Source organism: Pontibacter sp. GD13, assembly GCF_058216355.1.
Window position 1 is genome coordinate 12,497 of the sequence record NZ_JBYZMQ010000011.1, and the last position, 14,132, is coordinate 26,628.

13 protein-coding genes are annotated in these 14,132 nt (G+C 52.8%); 5 read left to right on the forward strand and 8 right to left on the reverse strand.

The features are described 5' to 3' along the window. Positions 1 to 4 precede the first annotated feature (4 nt). On the reverse strand, positions 5 to 1,234 hold the full coding sequence (locus tag AC4BAN_RS14220; RefSeq protein ID WP_490565077.1) for a hypothetical protein: 1,230 nt from the start codon (positions 1,232 to 1,234) through the stop codon (positions 5 to 7). 184 nt (positions 1,235 to 1,418) lie between these two features. On the opposite strand from AC4BAN_RS14220, the gene proS reads away from it, so the two are divergent. The 3 genes from proS to floA all read left to right on the forward strand — a co-directional run bounded on the left by proS (position 1,419) and on the right by floA (position 4,570). After that, positions 1,419 to 2,897, forward strand: coding sequence for a proline--tRNA ligase (gene proS, locus AC4BAN_RS14225; protein ID WP_490565078.1), 1,479 nt, complete (start codon positions 1,419 to 1,421; stop codon positions 2,895 to 2,897). Positions 2,898 to 3,031: 134 nt separating this feature from the next. Beyond that, positions 3,032 to 3,568, forward strand: coding sequence for an NfeD family protein (locus AC4BAN_RS14230; RefSeq protein ID WP_490565079.1), 537 nt, complete (start codon positions 3,032 to 3,034; stop codon positions 3,566 to 3,568). 9 nt (positions 3,569 to 3,577) lie between these two features. Next, complete coding sequence (floA, locus tag AC4BAN_RS14235; RefSeq protein ID WP_490565080.1) at positions 3,578 to 4,570, forward strand: flotillin-like protein FloA; 993 nt, start codon at positions 3,578 to 3,580, stop codon at positions 4,568 to 4,570. An 87-nt stretch (positions 4,571 to 4,657) separates the two neighbouring features. Here floA and AC4BAN_RS14240 read toward each other — a convergent pair whose 3' ends face one another. Then, entirely contained in the window at positions 4,658 to 5,491 is an 834-nt protein-coding gene (locus tag AC4BAN_RS14240) for a hypothetical protein (RefSeq protein ID WP_490565081.1), read from the reverse strand. Positions 5,492 to 5,616: 125 nt separating this feature from the next. Here AC4BAN_RS14240 and AC4BAN_RS14245 point away from each other — a divergent pair, with 125 nt between their 5' ends. Together AC4BAN_RS14245 and chrA are read left to right on the forward strand one after the other, a co-directional pair. Next, the gene (locus AC4BAN_RS14245) at positions 5,617 to 6,591 is read left to right on the forward strand and encodes an isopenicillin N synthase family dioxygenase (protein WP_490565082.1); all 975 of its coding nucleotides are present in this window, start codon (positions 5,617 to 5,619) and stop codon (positions 6,589 to 6,591) included. A 67-nt stretch (positions 6,592 to 6,658) separates the two neighbouring features. Beyond that, positions 6,659 to 7,831: a chromate efflux transporter gene (chrA, locus tag AC4BAN_RS14250; RefSeq protein ID WP_490565083.1), complete on the forward strand. Its 1,173-nt coding sequence runs from the start codon at positions 6,659 to 6,661 to the stop codon at positions 7,829 to 7,831. Here the strand turns inward: chrA and AC4BAN_RS14255 are convergent. From AC4BAN_RS14255 to AC4BAN_RS14280, 6 genes are all read right to left on the reverse strand, one after another. Next, entirely contained in the window at positions 7,797 to 8,819 is a 1,023-nt protein-coding gene (locus AC4BAN_RS14255) for a hypothetical protein (RefSeq protein WP_490565084.1), read from the reverse strand. The two genes, chrA and AC4BAN_RS14255, sit on opposite strands and share 35 nt — an antisense overlap. 3 nt (positions 8,820 to 8,822) lie before the next feature. Then, the gene (locus tag AC4BAN_RS14260; RefSeq protein WP_490565085.1) at positions 8,823 to 10,307 is read right to left on the reverse strand and encodes an MBOAT family O-acyltransferase; all 1,485 of its coding nucleotides are present in this window, start codon (positions 10,305 to 10,307) and stop codon (positions 8,823 to 8,825) included. A 76-nt stretch (positions 10,308 to 10,383) separates the two neighbouring features. Beyond that, on the reverse strand, positions 10,384 to 11,250 hold the full coding sequence (rfbA, locus tag AC4BAN_RS14265) for a glucose-1-phosphate thymidylyltransferase RfbA (protein WP_490565086.1): 867 nt from the start codon (positions 11,248 to 11,250) through the stop codon (positions 10,384 to 10,386). A gap of 135 nt (positions 11,251 to 11,385) precedes the next feature. Beyond that, positions 11,386 to 12,435: a dTDP-glucose 4,6-dehydratase gene (rfbB, locus tag AC4BAN_RS14270; protein ID WP_490565087.1), complete on the reverse strand. Its 1,050-nt coding sequence runs from the start codon at positions 12,433 to 12,435 to the stop codon at positions 11,386 to 11,388. Positions 12,436 to 12,437: 2 nt separating this feature from the next. Beyond that, a complete protein-coding gene (gene galE, locus AC4BAN_RS14275) occupies positions 12,438 to 13,475 on the reverse strand; it encodes a UDP-glucose 4-epimerase GalE (RefSeq protein WP_490565088.1) in 1,038 nt (345 codons plus the stop codon). A 27-nt stretch (positions 13,476 to 13,502) separates the two neighbouring features. Next, positions 13,503 to 14,093, reverse strand: a complete 591-nt coding sequence (locus AC4BAN_RS14280; protein ID WP_490565089.1) for an acyltransferase — start codon at positions 14,091 to 14,093, stop codon at positions 13,503 to 13,505. Positions 14,094 to 14,132 lie beyond the last annotated feature (39 nt).

Consider the following 14,132-nt stretch of genomic DNA (forward strand, 5'->3'; position numbering starts at 1 on the left):
CTGTTTATTGTCCTCTTGATGGGCGTCCGCCACGGCTCTCACTCGATTGGCTACCGCTCGATGACGATGAACTGCTGCTGTTATTGTTGCTCTCCCGGCGCTGCTCCCTGGCGGGCGGCTGGGTGCTTTCGCGACGCTGCTCTCTGGCAGGTCTGGTCTGCACCGGTCTTGGCTGGGTTTCGCTGTTCTCGCGGGTTCTTACTCTATTCTCCCTTGTTCTGGGGGTATACTCACGCGTGCGGGTTTCTCTGCGTTCCTGTGGCAATATTACCGGGCGCTGCTGTTGCTCTCCGGTGCGGACAGGCTGTTGTGTACCCTGTCGGCTTTCGCGTGGCACATAATACTCGGTTCTGCCCGGGCGGGAAGGCAGGGCCTGCTTGGTTTCTGAGCCTGCTTCAGGCTGTGTGGCCGTGCGCTCTCCCCTGGAAGGGCGTGCAGGCCGGGCATTGTCCGTGGCTGGCCGCGTGCTTTCTGTACGCACGCCATCTCCTTCAAAAGCTTCGCCGCGTATGGGCCTGCCATTATCTCTGTTACTGCCATTGGTTACCACCGTACCGCGCGCATCCCGAGGGCCGTACTGTCTTTTCACCGGATTCCCGATGATAACAGGGCGATCGTAATACCACACGTTGTTTGCATAGGCGTTGTGATGGTAGCCATGGTAATACCGGTTATTAGGATACCAGTTGCTATAGTAGGCATAAGGTCTGTACCAGCCGCCATAGCCATAATTATAACTTATGGCAATAGTGATGCTGTTGCCCCAGGGCGAACGGCGGTAGAAAGGATCGTAGTAGAAAGGGTCGTAATAAAAGGGATCGTAGAACGGGTCATAGAACGCCCTGCTGCCCACACGGCTGTAGGCGCGCGGCGTGTAAGCGCTTCCCCAATAAGGATCTATGTAAGAGTAATTCGGGCGGTACCAGTTGTCGCGCGGGTTGTAGCTGCGGCCGTCGTAGTACTCGTCTCCATAATAATTATCGGTCACAGCATTGCTCCCAGAATATTCAGGGTTTAACACCTCCCCCTCCTCCAGAGCCTGGCTTTGCGCATCCGCCTCATTAGCATAGGCTTGCTGCGGGGCATTAGCCTCCGGGGTAACATATTGCGTCTGGTCCGATGCGCTGTAATACATATCATCGTACTCTGAGGATTGCATTGCCGTTTGGCTGCTGCAGCCAAACGCCACCAGTGCGATAGCGGGGATTAAGGTATATAGCGTAATGTTTTTCATGGCCTTCTTTTAACAACTCCTTCTATATCAAAGATAACCACACAATGGTGCTAAACCTTATCAATAGTCTAATATATTAAACGTAATTTTGAGCCAGAATGATATGTGGCTGCACAGGTTGAAACAGCAAATACTATTCCAAAAGCATTAATTAATAGCAATATAAAATAATATTTGTAAAAGTATGAGCAAGGGGCTACCAAAAAGAAGCGAAGATTACTCCTTATGGTATAACGAGCTGGTTAAGAAAGCAGGCTTAGCCGAGAATTCTGCCGTGCGCGGGTGCATGGTGATCAAGCCTTATGGCTTCGCCATCTGGGAGAAGATGCAACGCATACTCGACGACATGTTTAAGGCCACAGGCCACGAAAACGCCTATTTCCCGCTGTTCGTGCCCAAAAGCCTGTTTGAGGCCGAGGAGCAGAACGCCGAGGGTTTTGCCAAGGAGTGCGCCGTGGTAACCCACTACCGCCTGCAGGCCGACCCGGACAAGCCCGGAAAGCTGCGTGTAGACCCGAACGCCAGGCTGGAGGAGGAACTGATCGTGCGCCCCACTTCCGAAGCGATTATCTGGAGCACCTATAAAAACTGGATACAGAGTTACCGCGACCTGCCATTGCTCATTAACCAATGGGCAAACGTGGTGCGCTGGGAAATGCGTACGCGCCTGTTCCTGCGTACTGCCGAGTTCCTGTGGCAGGAAGGCCATACGGCTCACGCAACCTCAGAGGAAGCGATAGAAGAAACCGTAAAAATGATGAACGTTTACGCTGACTTCGCAGAGCAGTACATTGCCCTGCCGGTGATCAGAGGTGTAAAAAGCCCGAGCGAGCGCTTCGCCGGCGCTCTGGATACCTATTGCATCGAAGGTTTGATGCAGGATGGCAAAGCCCTGCAGGCCGGCACCTCGCACTTCCTGGGGCAGAACTTCGCCAAGGCTTTCGATGTGAAGTTTGCGACCAAAGAAGGGGGCCTGGAGCACGTTTGGGGAACTTCCTGGGGTGTGAGCACCCGTTTGATGGGCGCGCTGGTGATGGCACACTCTGATGACGAAGGCCTGGTACTCCCTCCTAACCTGGCCCCGATCCAGGTAGTGATCGTGCCGATTTATAAAGGCGAGGAGCAACTGGCGCAGATCAGCGAAAAGGTAAACCAACTGAAGCGCGAACTGGAAGCAAAGGGCGTTAGCGTGAAGTATGACAACCGCGACACCGAGCGCCCAGGTTACAAATTTGCTGAGTGGGAGCTGAAGGGCGTGCCGGTGCGCATTGCCATGGGCGCCCGCGACCTGGAGAACGGGACAGCCGAGCTTGCGCGCCGTGATACAAAAGAAAAAGCGACACACCAGTTTGCCGAGCTTGCCGACTACATCCCTGCGCTGCTGGACGAGATACAGCAAAACATCTATAACAAAGCCTTTGCCTACCGCGAAGAGCATACGACTAAAGTAGATTCTTACGAGGAGTTTAAGCAGGTGCTGGAGACAAAAGGTGGCTTTGTGTTAGCTCACTGGGACGGAACCCCTGAAACAGAGGAACGCATCAAAGAAGAAACCAAAGCAACTATACGTTGCATCGCACTTAACACCCCTGAAGAGGATGGTGCTGACATGCTTACCGGAAAGCCAAGCAAGCAGCGCGTATACTTTGCGAAAGCGTACTAACTGGTAATTGTCTTGTACTGATTATCTTTTCGGCAAAAAGCGCCACTCTCCTGACCGGGGAGTGGCGCTTTGCATTTCCGGCCTCTGCTACAGCACGTTTACCAACTAAATTTATTCGTACTAAATAGTAGCTATTGACAATAATCAGTAGCAATCAATTAGATTTTACTATATTTACTTATATAAGCACAGAAATTATGCCCCTCGACTGGATAACAGTTATTTTATTGATCGGGATCGGACTGCTACTGATTATTGTAGAGCTGATCTTTGTGCCGGGCACCACCATTGTCGGGGTGCTGGGCTTTGTGCTGACTGGCATCGGTATCTGGATTGGCTACGCAGCCCTGGGCACCACCACCGGCCATGTCATACTTGCCGCCACCGTACTTATAGCGGCTGTCGCGTTTGTGTACAGTTTCCGCTCAGACACCTGGTCGCGCTTTGCCCTCAAGGAAAAGAACCGAGGCAGGGTAAACGAGGATTTCCAACACACGCTGCAGGTAGACGAGGTAGGCAGAACAGTGTCTGCCCTAAGGCCAATCGGAACAGCCTTGTTTGCAGACCGGCATCATGAGGTGCAAACCAGAGGAGAGTATATTTTACCTAACACGGCAATTCGCATTATTAAACTAAACCAAAACAAGATCTTTGTTGAAGAGATCAGCTAACCTAAACAGATGGAAAACTTCTCAGCCCTCTTTCTCATAGCAGGCATACTTGTCCTGCTTATCGTTTTCTTATACTTTGTGCCCCTCAGCCTCTGGATCACTGCCCGTTTTTCCGATGTTAGAGTAGGTTTGCTGGAACTGGTGTTCATGCGTATCCGGAAAGTGCCGCCAAGCCTGATCGTTAACTCCATGATCAACTCTTCCAAGGCCGGCATAGACCTGACAACAAGAGAACTAGAAACGCATTACCTGGCAGGTGGCAATGTGCCGATGGTTATCAAGGCTTTGATCTCCGCTGACAAGGCAAACATTCCACTATCCTTTAAGCAGGCCACCGCCATAGACTTGGCAGGGCGTAATGTGTTTGAGGCCGTTACCACATCGGTTAACCCAAAGGTGATCAACACGCCAAACGTGGCCGCCGTGGCCCAGGATGGCATTCAGCTGATTGCCAAGGCCCGCGTGACCGTGCGCGCCAACATTAACCAGCTGGTAGGTGGCGCCGGCGAGGAAACCATACTTGCGCGCGTGGGCGAGGGTATCGTAACCTCCATTGGTTCTTCTGTCTCGCATAAAAGCGTGCTCGAAAACCCTGATATGATCTCGAAACTGGTTTTACAGAAAGGGCTGGATGCCGGTACTGCCTATGAGATCCTCTCCATCGACATCGCTGACATTGACGTGGGAGAAAACATTGGTGCAAAACTACAGATAGACCAGGCAGGAGCCGACTTAAGAGTGGCTGAGGCGAAAGCCGAGGAACGCCGCGCCATGGCCGTTGCCGTAGAGCAGGAGATGAAAGCCAAAGCCCAGGAAGCGCGCGCCAACGTGATACAGGCCGAGGTGGAAATTCCACAGGCGCTGGCGGCCGCCTTCCGAAGCGGCAACCTCGGCATCATGGACTATTACCGCATGCAGAATATCCAATCGGACACCGACATGCGCAACTCCATAGCGAACCCCGGCCAGCAGGGCGGTGGTCCTAACTCACCAAAGGCCTAGGTAAAAACCTCCCGGCTCCAACACAAAAGCGCCTGCATCTGAAAGCCAGATGCAGGCGCTTTTGTGTTGGAGCGTACGCGACCGGTATTACTTCAAAGTGAAGGTGCGGGTCACGCTGTTGTAAGGTCCCGAGATCAGGTTGCCCTCGCTGTCCACCAGTTCCAGTTTGATGGTGTTCTCGCCCATGGGCAAACCTTCCATGATATAGGGCAGCCATCTGTCCAGCATAAACTCTGTGCCGTTAATGGTGGCGCGCACTTTATTGCCGGTAGAAGCCAGGTCCGTGTTCACCAGGTAGAAATCCAGCATCACCTGTTTGGTGTCATCGCCGGTGTACTCCCCTTTCGGGCGGCTGTAGAACATATGCGGCGCGTTTACATCAAACTCCATCCTCTCCGAAGGGTTGCCTGCTGTAACAGTACGCAGATCGTAGGCACTTTTATGCTTCAGGCTTTCATGGTACGACCTGGATAGAAAAGAAAGGATTACATGGTCGCCCTCCGCCAGGTCTTTCGTAAACTCAGTGGTGTAATGCGCTGTATAAGGCTCGTTGTCCACAATGTTATGGATATGTTGCCCCTGCTGCGAGTTGGCCATCTGCTTGGCATGCTCAGAAGAGGTCATGCTGGTTAGCTCGTAATTCGCCAGGTCGTAGTCAAACTGCACCGGCCCAGCCGCCACTTTGGCTCCTGCCTCCGGTGTTTTCAAGGTCAACTGTGCATCCGGAAAGTCAGGGGAGTCATTAAAGGCAAACACCCGAATTCCGTCTTTGCTCATAACCTCCCCTACAGGCATAGGCCCCTCAGCATTTGCTGACTCACTTGGTGTTTCTGTTCCTGCTTCCTGGGTCTGCTTGGCAGAGTCGCAGGCAGTGAAACCGAACATTAAGGCCGCGGCCAATACTACGTATGTTTTTTTCATGTTTTAAAAAGTTTAGTAAGCAATGCAGCTAATTTACTGCTTTTATTTTTCTTTGTATATTGCGCTTCCTGTGTGGTTGACTAAACCTACGTGCGGATTTCTAAAAAGTATACAGAAAGAACTATATGAGCGAAATTTTGTTTGATGAGGTTCCTTCCCTGGACTTGGCTGATTTTACATCAGGTGATGCGGAAAGAAGAGCTCAATTTGTAAAACGACTAGGCGATGCCTACCAGAACATTGGCTTTATTGCCTTGCGCAACCATGGCCTTAGCGATGAACTGACAAAAAAACTATATGCTGCCACCAAAGCCTTTTTTGCCCTGCCCGACGAGGTAAAGCAGAAGTACGAAGTGCCTGAGCTGGCCGGCCAGCGTGGCTACGTGGGTAAGGGCAAAGAGCATGCAAAGGGCCGCAACACCGGCGACCTGAAGGAGTTCTACCACGTGGGGCAAAACGTAACCGACAACGACCCGATTAAGGAGGAATACCCGGATAACATTTTCCCTGAGGAAGTACCTGACTTTGAGGAGGTATCCCTGGAGGCTTACCACAAGCTGGAAGCAGCCGGCAAGCAGGTGCTGCGCGCCATTGCCCTGCACCTTGGCCTGGAAGAGCAGTACTTCGATGCCAAAGTACACCATGGCAACAGCATTCTGCGCCCTATCCACTATTTCCCGATCGAGGACCCGGACAGTGTGCCGGCAGACGCCGTACGCGCCGCCGAGCACGGCGACATTAACCTGATCACGCTGCTGATGGGCGCCAGCGCCGACGGGTTGCAGGTGCTCCGCCGCGATGGCCAGTGGATTCCGATCACGGCCCTGCCCGAGCAGGTGGTGGTAAACGTGGGCGACATGCTGGCCCGCCTCACCAACAACAAGCTCAAGTCTACCATTCACCGTGTGGTGAACCCGCCGCGCGAGCTGATGCACACCTCACGTTACTCCATACCGTTTTTCATGCACCCACGCTCCGAAATGGACCTGACGTGCCTGGAGAGCTGCATTGATGCCCAGAACCCAAAGGCCTACCCGGATGCGACAGCAGGAGAATACCTGAATGAACGGCTGGTGGAGCTTGGCCTAAAGAAGGCGTAAGTATAAATACCAACAATAAAAAAGAGAGGTAGCGTAAAAGCTGTCTCTCTTTTTTTATTTTTATGCCATGAGTCTGCGCTATTATATCTTTTTGAAAGACGTACTGCTACTGGCCTTCACCGCTTTTGGGGGCCCGCAAGCACATATAGCCATGATGTTTAAACTTCTGGTTGACAAAAGGCGCTACCTCTCCGAGCAGGAACTGATAGAGTTGAACGCGCTTTGCTCCATACTTCCCGGCCCCACCTCCACGCAAACTATTACCGCCATCGGGTTTAAGATCGGCGGGCCCAACCTGGCCTACCTCACCCTGCTGGTCTGGATCGCCCCTGCGGCCACCATCATGGCCATTGCCGCGCTGGCTATCTCCTACCTGCAGGATCAAGGCATATCGCTGGCGTTTTTGCGTATTATCCAGCCCATGGCGGTGGGCTTTGTGGCTTTTGCGGCTTATATGATCAGCGCTAAGGTGGTGAATACCAAAACAGGCGTGGTGCTGATGGTGATCTCGGCCATACTCGCTTATTTCTTCAGTTCGCCCTGGGTTTTCCCTGCCCTGCTTCTGGCTGGCGGCGCAGTTACGGCGCTTCGGTTCAGGCAACACCCGTTGGAGAAAGACAAAAAAATAAAGATCCAGTGGGCTAACTTCGTCCTTTACGTGGGTGTACTCATCACGGCCGCGGTGCTGGGTAGCGTCACTTCTTCTTTGCCGGTAAGGCTGTTTGAGAACTTTTACCGGAACGGAAGCCTGGTGTTTGGGGGCGGACAGGTGCTTATCCCGCTGCTCTATGCTGAGTTCGTTGATTTTAAGCATTACTTAACCGGTGAGGAGTTTCTGTCAGGCTACGCCATTGTACAGGCGCTGCCCGGCCCTACGTTCTCCTTCGCCTCCTTTGTGGGGAACCTGGCCATGCGCAGGTTCGGCACCCCCGGGCAGTTACTAGGCTCCTTCGTGGCTACGGTCGGCATTTTTCTGCCCGGCACCTTTCTTATCTTCTTCGTGATCCGCTTCTGGGATGAGCTTAAAAAGTATCGGGTGGTGCGTGCCTCTCTGGAGGGTGTTAGTGCCGTAAGTTCTGGCATGGTGGTAGCCGCAGCCATACTTCTTTACCATCCTGTAGAGAACACTATCCTTAATTTCGGCATTGTGGTGGTTACGTTTTGCCTGCTGATGTTCACCAAAATTCCGCCGCCTATACTTATACTTACGGGTTTAGTGCTGGGGATTGTGATTTACTAGCGTAGAAAGATTGAATGCGCTGCAAGTCAACAACAAGCAACTGGTTGAACTTTATCACACCAGACTGGCTTAAGTGATTAGCATCTACAAAATCATTTTGTGAAGACAGGTATAGATCATTTTGTGAAGACAGGTATAGATCAGGCCTGTTGTTATAGTCGATTAGCGGCAGGTGGTTTTTTTGTGCTATGTCGGCTATTGTACTTGTGTACTCTTCATAGTTAATTACCTTGCCCTTCAGCTCCTTTGTTACCGGGGTTACAACAAAAATCAACTTCACTTGCTTCTCTCTGCATAGCCCCACAATCTTATGCAGGTACTCTAGCTGCAAAGCAGCGGCCTTAAAGTTGTAGGGCCTCAGGCTGTTTAATTTCTCTGCGCTAAAGGCGTTTTCCCTGCGACAGGTTTCAGTAAAGCCACCGGTTACATACGTATCTTCTTTATACTTTTGCTGGTCGGTGCCGCTAAGTGGCTGCACAAAGTTTCTGGCACTGCTAACAAGCAATGTGTTGAACAGCATAGCATTTTTACGATGCCATACCATCTCCAGAACAGTGCTGTCCACTTCAGAATTGGAGATGATATCAACGCCGGCCTCTACCCCTGCTTCAGAAAGTATCTCCCAAAACAGGTCCATGACCACATACTTTGGGTTAAGCTGCTCCAGGTTTGCCTTTAGCAGAAAGTATGAGTCGAAAGGTGTTTGGGATGATGAGCCTAAGTTAAACGAGTTGATGCCGTTCTGTTTAAAGATTCTGGTATCAAACCCTCTGTAGACTTGAGAAGACCCAATAAAAAGCATATCCACATTTTGCTGCTTTTTAGCCTCCTGTAAGCGGAGCAAAGTGTGTCCGGTACCGCCCAAGGTATACTTTACATTCGGCAGCCAGTTAACATTGCCAAACATGAACAGCGCAAACACTACAACTATATAAAATGATACAGCTGCTGCTACTATAGTCGAGATGCGGTACAGAAGCTTTTTCATCAACTAAAACTGGAAATAAATAAACGCTGTCTCGTTAAAGCTGCCAAACAAATAGATAAAAACCACTACAGCCCCATAAATTGCAACTCTTATAGTAGCAGGCAGCATGGCAACTTTTAAGGCAACCTTATGCTCTTGCATCCACTCTACCGCAATAAGTAAAAGTATAACACCAATAGCTATCAGGAAGGAGGTTCTTGTTTGCCCCAGCAGAAGCCACGTATCTCTTGCTCCATCAGCATCTGAATAAATATAGCTTAAAGACAAACCTAGACCTGTAAATGCGTGGGTGGTAACGTACCAGGCATCTGCCAGTGAATTTGCCCTAAAGAAGATCCAGGAGAAACAAACGAGGCCAAAGGTTACTACTACCTGCAGCCAACTGTAACGCTGTGGCTGTTTCGGAAATGCTCTACCACCTGCCGAAGCGGCTTGTTTTGGCCTCCTCATCTCAGCAAAAACAAGGTAAAGGCCATGCATTGCTCCCCAGATAATGAACGTCCAGTTGGCGCCGTGCCACAAGCCACTGATCAGAAAGGTGATAAAAAGGTTGTAGTACCAGCGCCACTTTACCACACGGCTGCCCCCTAGTGGTATGTACAGGTAATCTCTGAACCAGGTGGAAAGCGAAATATGCCAACGGGCCCAGAACTCCTTTAACGACTTGGAGAAGTATGGCCTCCGGAAATTCTCCATCAGCCTGAAACCCATTACCCTGGCCACACCTATAGCCATGTCCGAGTAACCCGAGAAGTCGCAGTAAATCTGGAAGGCAAAGAAAACTGTTGCAATTATGAGTGGAATACCTTCATATGCCGTTGGGTCGTTGTAAACCTGGTTCACCATTACTGCAAGGCGGTCGGCGATGACCACTTTCTTAAGCAGGCCCCATGCCATCAGCTTAAGACCGCTGGTAACGTGGTGGTAATCAAACTCGTGCCGCTGCCTGAGTTGCGTTAACAGGTTGCCTGCCCGCTCGATGGGCCCGGCCACCAGCTGCGGAAAAAACGTGACGAACAGCGCAAATATGCCCAGGTGCCGCTCTGGCTTAATGCGGCCATGGTACACATCGATGCTGTAACTCATGGTCTGGAAGGTGTAAAAGGAGATGCCCATGGGCAGCAGCAACTCAAAGGCTGGCGTGGCATACGCAACATCTAACAGCAGCGCCAGGTTATGGGCAGCATCGCTAAAGAAGTTGTAGTACTTGAAGGTAAAAAGTATACCCAGGTTGGCAAGAAGGCTAGCCCACAGCCAGGGTTTTCGTTTATACTTCTCGTCATCCTGATAGCGGCCCATCATGAGTCCGCAAGTGTAGTCTATGAGCGTGGAGACAAGGAGCAGCCCTGCGTACGCAGCACGCCAGAACATATAGAAGGCGTAACTGGCAATTAGCAACAACAGCCACCGAAAGCGATGCGGCAGCAGAAAGTATAAACCTGCCACCATAGGAAAGAAAACAAGAAACTCGAAGGAGTTAAAAAGCATGGTAACCTACAGCTACATCATTGTAAATCAGGCGCTGCATACTTATATGTTTTACTGCAGATTACCATGCGAAGCTTTAGTTCTCCCTGAGTACACTGAGCAAATAATCCCCGTAGCCGCTCTTGCGCAGGGGCTCGGCGATGCTGCGCAGCTGCCCGGCGTCTATAAAGCCCATGCGGTAGGCCACCTCCTCGATGCAGCCGATCTTGAGGCCCTGGCGCTCCTCGATCACCTGCACGAACGTGGCCGCCTGCATCAGCGACTGGATGGTGCCCGTGTCGAGCCAGGCCGTGCCGCGGTCCAGGATGCCCACCTTGAGCTTGCCCCGCCTGAGGTACTCCCGGTTGATGTCCGTGATCTCGTACTCCCCCCGCGGGCTCGGTTCCAATGCTTTGGCGATCTCCACTACCTCGTTGTCGTAGTAGTAGAGGCCCGGCACGGCGTAGTTGGATTTGGGCCGCAGGGGCTTCTCCTCAATGGAGATCGCGTTGTTGTCCTTGTCGAAGGCCACCACCCCGTAGCGCTCCGGGTCCTGCACGTGGTAGGCGTACACCACGCCCCCGTCCGGGTCGCTGTTCTGCTGCAGCAGCCGGCTCATGCCCGAGCCGTAGAAGATGTTGTCGCCCAGCACCAGGGCCACCTTGTCATCCCCGATGAACTCCTCGCCGAGCACAAAGGCCTGCGCCAGCCCGTTGGGCTCCTGCTGCACCTGGTAGCTGAAGGCGCAGCCGATCTGGCTGCCGTCGCCCAGCAGGCGCTCGAACATGGGCAGGTCATGGGGCGTGGAGATGATCAGGATCTCCCGTATCCCGGAGAGCATCAGCGTGGCCAGCGGGTAGTAAATCATGGGCTTGTCATAAACCGGCATGAGCTGCTTGCTCACCGCCAGCGTGAGCGGGTGCAACCGCGTGCCGGAGCCCCCGGCCAGGATGATTCCTTTCATATGGGTCTTGTTTACTGCTACCGGCAGGCCGCCTGTTAGGTTAAGACAGCCGCGCTGCAGGGTAATTTCTATACTTCTATTGCATGTCGTTTGTCACTAACCGGAATTCGGCCAGCAACCAAACTAATTACGGTCTTAGCGGTGCGTGTACTGCTGCTCGTAGTAGCGCTGGTAATTGCCCGTGGTCACGTTCTCCAGCCACTCGCTGTTGGCCAGGTACCAGTCCACGGTCTTGCGCAGCCCCTCCTCGAAGGTAACAGACGGTTTCCAGCCCAGCTCGTTCATCAGCTTGCTTGAGTCGATGGCGTAGCGCAGGTCGTGGCCGGCGCGGTCCTTCACAAACGTGATCAGCTTTCTGCTCTGGCCCTGCTCGCGGCCCAGCTTCTCGTCCATCACGTCGCAGAGCAGCTCGATCAAATCAATATTTTTCCACTCGTTCACGCCACCGATGTTGTAGGTCTCCCCCACCTGGCCCTCATGGAAGATCACATCGATGGCCCGGGCGTGGTCCAGCACGTAAAGCCAGTCGCGCACGTTCTCGCCCTTGCCGTACACCGGCACCGGCTTTTCGCTTTTGATGTTGTGGATGGCCAGCGGGATGAGCTTCTCGGGGAAGTGGTTGGGTCCGTAGTTGTTGGAGCAGTTCGATATCTTGATGGGCAGGCCGTAGGTATGGAACCAGGCCCGCACGAAATGGTCAGACGAAGCCTTGGAGGCCGAGTACGGCGAGCGCGGATCATAGGCAGTTTCCTCTGTAAAGAGCCCCTCCTCGCCAAGCGAGCCGTACACCTCGTCGGTGGAGATGTGGTAGAAGAGATGCTTTTCCAGCTCCCTGGCCCAGTGCTTTTTGGCCGTGTTCAGCAGGTTCACTGTCCCGATCACGTTTGTTTGCACAAAGGCCAGCGGGTCGGCAATGGAGCGGTCCACGTGCGACTCGGCCGCCAGGTGGATCACCGCATCGAATCCGTGGGCAGCGAAGATCTCCTCCACGAAAGCCGCGTCCACGATGTCGCCCTTCAGGAAAGTATAGTTCTCCCTGTCTTCAATGTCGGTGAGGTTGGCCAGGTTGCCGGCATAGGTCAGCTTGTCGAGGTTGTAGATCTGGTAGCCGGGGTACTTGGTCACGAACAGGCGCACCACATGCGAGCCGATAAAGCCCGCTCCGCCCGTAATTAATATCTTCATACTTATGCTTTTGCTGTGTTGTCAGAAAGGGATAACTGCCAGTTCCAGGCGCTTTGCATGGTCTCTGGCAGGGTGCTGGTGGTTTTAAAGCCCAGCACTTCGGTAGCCTTGGTTACGTCGGCGTATATTTTGGGCACATCACCGGCGCGGCGCGGCCCGATCTTATAATTCAGTTTCTGGCCCGTGGCATGCTCAAAGGCATGTATCGCCTCTAAAACAGTATTACCCGTTCCGGTGCCCACGTTGTAGAATTCAATGCTTTCGGCTTTGTTTTGCAGCATTCTTTCCACCGCTACCACATGTGCTTTTGCCAGGTCTACTACATGCACGTAATCACGGATGCAGGTACCGTCCGGCGTATCGTAATCATCGCCGAAAACAGTGATCTGCTCCCGGATGCCAGCAGCTGTTTGCGTAATGAAAGGCACCAGGTTGTTGGGCACCCCCAAAGGCAATTCGCCTATTCTGGCTGAAGGGTGCGCCCCGATCGGGTTGAAATACCGCAGCGCAATGCTTTTCATGCTGCTACCGCTAATGGCCAGGTCTGTCAGAATCTCCTCACACACCTTCTTGGTGTTGCCGTACGGCGAATTGGCCTTCTGAACGGGCGTCTGCTCTGTAACAGGCAGCTTTTCGGGTATGCCATACACGGTGCAGGAAGAAGAGAAGACAAGGTTAAACACCCTATACTCTTCCATTACCTGTAGCAGCGTCACCAGCGAGCCCACGTTGTTCTGATAGTACTTCAGCGGCTCGCTCACCGATTCTCCTACTGCTTTGTAGGCGGCAAAGTGAATTACACCCTGAATATCCTGCTCCTGCGCAAACACATTTCTAAGTGCCGCCGCATCTGTACAGTCAATTTGGTGGCACGTTACGGCACGCCCCAGTATCGTGCTTATTCCCTCCAGCACACTCTCCTGCGAGTTAGAGAAATTATCGATGATAACGGGTTCGAAACCTGCTTTCACCAACTCTACAACTGTGTGCGAGCCAATGTATCCGGCCCCACCTGTTACAAGTATCTTTGCTTTAGCCAATGCTTTCCTGTTTGTAAGTTGTACTGATCAATTCAATTTTTCTGAACGCTCCTGCAGCCTGCATACCCCCTCGGTGAGCAGGTACACTTCCCCCGTTTCCGGACAAGTGGCCTCCCCGGCTTCGCTGAACGTTAGCTTATGCCCGTAGCGGCTTACCCAGCCCTGCTGTACTGCCGGCACCCCATACACCAGGGCAAAGGGCGGCACATGCTTCGTAACCACCGCCCCAGCGCCCACCATGGCATAGGCCCCGATCTCTACACCGCAAACAATAGTTGCGTTTGCGCCAATGGAGGCTCCCCTTCTGACCGGGGTAGGCCTGAACTCCTTCTTCCGGTTCACGAAGCTGCGTGGGTTCAGCACGTTGGTGAACACCACCGATGGGCCCAGGAACACATCGTCCTCGCAGGTTACGCCTGTGTAGATCGACACATTGTTCTGCACCTTCACATTGCGCCCCAACACCACCTCCGGCGACACTACCACATTCTGGCCGATATTGCACTCATCGCCGATGACACACCCGCTCATGAGGTGCGCAAAGTGCCAGACGCGGGTGCCTTTGCCAATTCTGGCTCCTTCATCTATCACAGCAGTCTCGTGCGCAAAATAGTCCATGGCAGCAGGCGTTTACACAAAGGTAAGAGTTTATAGTAT